This is a genomic window from Bartonella queenslandensis AUST/NH15, from assembly GCF_000312585.1.
In the GTDB taxonomy this organism is placed as follows: domain Bacteria; phylum Pseudomonadota; class Alphaproteobacteria; order Rhizobiales; family Rhizobiaceae; genus Bartonella; species Bartonella queenslandensis_A.
The window spans coordinates 31,949-34,220 of sequence record NZ_HE997979.1 but is presented as its reverse complement, the minus strand read 5'-3'; the positions used below and the strand labels follow the sequence as shown (position 1 = coordinate 34,220).

3 protein-coding genes are annotated in these 2,272 nt (G+C 43.5%); all 3 read left to right on the top strand.

The features are described 5' to 3' along the window. Window positions 1–1,154: 1,154 nt before the first annotated feature. The 3 genes from BN338_RS01145 (at window position 1,155) to BN338_RS01140 (ending at window position 2,062) form a co-directional block, all read left to right on the top strand. A complete protein-coding gene (locus BN338_RS01145) occupies window positions 1,155–1,475 on the top strand; it encodes a hypothetical protein (protein WP_039758238.1) in 321 nt (106 codons plus the stop codon). A gap of 50 nt (window positions 1,476–1,525) precedes the next feature. Beyond that, window positions 1,526–1,702 carry a hypothetical protein gene (locus BN338_RS11520; protein WP_156809214.1) on the top strand — a complete coding sequence of 59 codons (177 nt, stop codon included), beginning with the start codon at window positions 1,526–1,528 and terminating at the stop codon, window positions 1,700–1,702. A gap of 168 nt (window positions 1,703–1,870) precedes the next feature. Further along, window positions 1,871–2,062: a hypothetical protein gene (locus BN338_RS01140; protein ID WP_039758236.1), complete on the top strand. Its 192-nt coding sequence runs from the start codon at window positions 1,871–1,873 to the stop codon at window positions 2,060–2,062. Window positions 2,063–2,272: the final 210 nt, after the last annotated feature.

Here is a 2,272-nt window from a genome sequence, read left to right as displayed (position 1 = left end):
GTCGTTAAAATGTGGATTTTTAGTTGGAAAACGTGGATTTTTAGTTTGCACTTCAAGCCCCCTCCGGTTGCGAGCGCCCTCGCATGAGTATTCCGGGAGGTTGAAAGCACTGAACTCAAATCAGCTTTTTGCTTTTAGTGCTTATCGCACTTGGACATAGCAAAAACTCCCGGAACTCCGGGATACCCACAAAGTGGGGTAAATTAACGTTTGAGTTTTCGGGCTTCAACTCCCTATTGATCGTTGCGTAGACGACCAAAGCACCTTTTGAGTGATAAAGTAATTTCAGAAGATTGGCAAGAGATTGGCAAGGAAAATTAAAAGATTTAGAAAGTGAGAGCATTTTTTGTATCTTAAAAATTATCTAATGATTTTCTTATGCCTTATGCCGTAAAATAGGGGTGTTTGAGGAGGGAAGTAAGAAGGGGGCATTAGAGGCAAGGATATGCCGTCGAGAGATCTTCAAGCAGGTAAGTTTATAAGGTGCTTTTTTAAAAGTGTGGTGAATATTTGGGAGTTGGGCTTATCTGTTGCGTCTGATAAAACATCATCCTTTGAGGGGTGGTGAGAGGTGTTTTCTCAAGTGCAATGTATGCGATAAAAAGTTGGATTGTTTACAGACTCTTGTTTATCGAATGGTGGGGTGGTTTGGAAATTTCGTTTGGTTGCCTTCTGTAAAGATGTAAAATCGTAAAAGCGTGAATCTGTAAAACAAAGCAGAGGTTTTGGGCGTGGTATAGTGGTATAAATGGGGTGAGAGAAATAGCGGATGGAGAGCGTAAAAAGGCAAGAAGTGGAGAGAACAGTTCTTGCGCTTAAGTTTCCATGAAACATCATCCTTTGAGGGGTGGTGAGAGGTGTTTGCTCAAGTGCAATATATGTGATAAAAAGTTGGATTGTTTACAGACTCTTGTTTATCGAATGGTGGGGTGGTTTGGAAATTTCTTTTAGTTGCCTTCTGTAAAGATGTAAAATCGTAAAAGCGTGAATCTGTAAAAATGAAGCGGAGAATTTAGGCTTTATATGAGCTTTTGTCTTTTAGGGGGTGGTCTCATTTTTTTAAGTGTTAATTGTTTTTGAGGTTTTGTTGCTGATTTTCATGTCATTTTTTCATGGCATGGGATTGGTTGTTCTTTATTGGAAGGAATATGATGATGGCTGAGGAACGTTGTCTTCCCTTACGTCGAAGAGGACGGAAAAAAGAGTCTTTAAATAAAACAACAAAGCGATTTAATGAAGCTCTTCTGACCGCCGCTGAGCAGGCTGGCTCTCAGTATGGTGAGGATGGATTGGTGTCTTATCTTCAATATCATGCTTTGAATAATCCCGTGCCTTTTTTTTCACTGTTGGCAAAAGTTTTGCCTCTTCAGGTGACGGGGGAAGCTGGGGGAGATGTCAAAACAGTTTCACGGATCGAGATTGTACCGGTGAAGTCAAAAAATACCGAACCAGAGAAGTGTTATCCGGAAGTGTGATCCTTCGGCAATTGAAGCTTGTGATATCAAAAAATGTTAGGCGGAAGTGGATGATGGGAGATGCATCTTGGAAGGGTGTTACTTTGATGAATGATATGTCAGGGCGTGTATCGAAGGGGATAAAGCTTTCAAAAATTCTGCGATGGTTACGTGGGGGCATGGCTGTGATGCCTAAAAGGCGCGGGGGAGAGCGCTTGATGCACTCTGCCGTTTTGGATTTCGTGTGAAGGTTTTATTTTTTCTCGTTATTGAAGGGGCGGAGATGTCAAAACAGTTTCACGGATCGAGAACGTACCAGTGAAGTCAAAAAATACTGAACCAGAGAAGTGTTATCCGGAAGCGTGATCCTTCGACAATTGAAGCTTGTAATATTAGAAAATATTGAGCGGAAGTGGATGATGGGAGATGCATCTTGGAAGGGCGCTACTTTGGTGAATGATATGTCAGGGCGTGTATCAAAGGGAATGATGCTTTCAAAAATTCTGCGATGGTTACGTGGGGGCATGGTTTTATGGATAAGGGGGGTGAAACTTGAGATCTTATGCTGGGGGGACAGAGGTATCTTGGGGGGTGTTGTTGAGAGATAAACAAGTGTGAGGCGCGAAGATGCGTGAGTGGCATGATAGCGCAAGATAGCGCAAGATATTGTGCCTTTAGGGGCTTTGGGGGAGAATGGTGAAATGGGGGCGGATACCGTGCTTTTGTGGGGGACAGGGGTGCGGTGTTTGAGGGGCGGGGCTTTTGTGCCTTGGGGGCTTGGGGTGTGTAGGTGGGGTCAAGGGGATTGGTCACGGGGG